The organism is Streptomyces boluensis (assembly GCF_009908195.1).
Classification (GTDB): Bacteria; Actinomycetota; Actinomycetes; order Streptomycetales; family Streptomycetaceae; genus Streptomyces; species Streptomyces boluensis.
The window spans coordinates 1-1897 of sequence record NZ_JAAAHS010000671.1 but is presented as its reverse complement, the minus strand read 5'-3'; the positions used below and the strand labels follow the sequence as shown (position 1 = coordinate 1897).

The 1897-nt window shown below is 70.6% G+C and carries 2 protein-coding genes; one reads left to right on the top strand and one right to left on the bottom strand.

Going from position 1 to position 1897, the window contains the following annotated elements; translation table 11 throughout:
- Positions 1-844, top strand: an 844-nt coding sequence (locus GUY60_RS37300) for a hypothetical protein (protein ID WP_223178783.1), incomplete at its 5' end; no start/stop codon positions are given.
- Positions 845-857: 13 nt separating this feature from the next.
- Here the strand turns inward: GUY60_RS37300 and GUY60_RS37295 are convergent.
- Positions 858-1817 carry an ABC transporter substrate-binding protein gene (locus GUY60_RS37295; protein WP_161705937.1) on the bottom strand — a complete coding sequence of 320 codons (960 nt, stop codon included), beginning with the start codon at positions 1815-1817 and terminating at the stop codon, positions 858-860.
- Between the last annotated feature and the right edge of the window lie 80 nt (positions 1818-1897).

Genomic DNA, 1897 nt, shown 5'->3' with positions numbered 1-1897 from the left:
GGCCCCGAGGCCCGCCCCGTCGGCTCCCGAACCCCAGGCGGCCGACACGCCCCGGCCCAAGTCCCGGCTGTGGCCCCGCCCTTCGGTGCCCGTACAGCGGGCGGACGAGCAGGGGGAGGGTGAGCAGGAAGGGGAGGCCGCGCCGCGTCGCCGGTTCGTGCCGCGTCCCCGGTTGACGAAGGACCCCGCGCCGCCCGCCGAGCCGCCGCCGGTCATCAGTACGCCGCCGCACCTGGCGGGCGAGGACGAGGCCGGAGCGGGTGGTTCCGAGGCCGACTGGTGGCGGATCGACAACGGCCCGTACGGCTTCTCCGACTCCGTACCGGGATTCGTGGGCGGGGTCGAGATCCCGGAGATACTGCGGCCGCCGAAGGACGAGTCCGAGGCGGAGGAGTCCGAGGAGGACGCCGAGCCCGATGACGAAGAAGGGGCTGAGGAAGAGGCCGAGGGCGGGCGGCGACGATTCCTGGGGCGGCGGCCCCGCGCGGTCCGGGGTGCGCCGGGCCTGAGCAACCCGCTGCTGCTGCTCGCCGCCGCGGCACTGGTCATCGGCGCGGTCAGCGGCAACTGGATCGCCCTCGGCGTCGGCTGGGCGGTCGCCTACTCCTCGCGCCGACTCACCCAGACCGAGGCGAAGTTGGCGGTACTCGGCCTTCCGGGCGTGGTCGCCGGGGCGGGCGTGGTGTGGCTGTGGGGCCGCTTCGACCACCGCTGGGGCGAGGCGGTCCCGAAGGACGGCACGGTGGACGCGTTGTCGCAGACCTGGCCGTGGGTGGTGCGGGTGGCGGCCGTCGCCTCCGCGCTGTTCCTGGTGTGGAGATCGCAGCGGCGACGGCCGGAGTAGCGGTGCGTACGCGCTACTTGGTGAGGTCGGTGCGGAGCTCGTCGAGGATCTTGCCCGCGGCGGTGTAGCCGATGCCCTGGATCCACAGCTGGTCGTCGACCGCGAAGACCTTGTCGTCCTCGACGGCCTTCAGGCCCTTCCACAGGGCGCCGCCGGTGGTCCGGGTCTCCTTGGCCTTCTCCGGGTCGCCGTACGTCGAGTGGAAGATGACGTCCGCGTCGGCGGCGTCGATCTTCTCGGGGCTCACGTCGTACGAGAAGCCGTCCTTGGCCTTGTCGGCGATGGCGGGGCGGCCCAGGCCGACGTCCTTCAGGATCGTGGCGATGTAGTTCTGCTTGCCGTAGATGCGGATGTCGGCGCCTTCGACGAAACGGACCACGTTGACCTTCGTGGCCTTCGCCTTGGCGTCGCCGCCGAGCGCCTTCGTCACGTCGCCCGCGTGCTTCTCGTACTCCGCTACGACCTTCTTCGCCTCGTCCTTCTTGCCGAGCGCGTCGGCGTGCACCTGGAAGTTCTCCTTCCAGGGGAAGCCGGTGTTCTCCGTCATGACGGTCGGGGCGACCTTGCTGAGCTGCGGGTACAGCTTTTCGTGCCGGATCTTGCTGGTGAGGATCAGGTCGGGCTTCAGCTCGGCGATGGCCTCGACGTTGGGCGTCATCATCGCGCCGACGTCCTTGATGCCCTTGACCTCGTCCTTGGGCAGGTAATCGAGGAAGCCCGACTCGACATCGGCGTGCGTGGCGCCGACCGGCTTCACGCCGAGGGTGATGGCGGAGTCCAGCTCGGCGGTGTCGAGGACGACGACGCGCTTCGGGGCGTCCGGGACTTTTACGTCGCCCATGGGGGTTTTGACGGTGTGGGTCTTGGCTCCGCCGGTGCCTGCGGTGTCGTCCGCATTGCCTGAACTGCACGCCGTCAGGGCCAGGGCGGTGGTGAGGGCGGTGGCCGTGAGGGTGAGGGTGCGGGGTCTCATGTGGGCCTTTCGGTGATTGGTGGTTGAGGTGGTGTGCCGGGTGCGGGTGGGTGGCGCCTGCGGCGGGCTTGTTCCCCTCC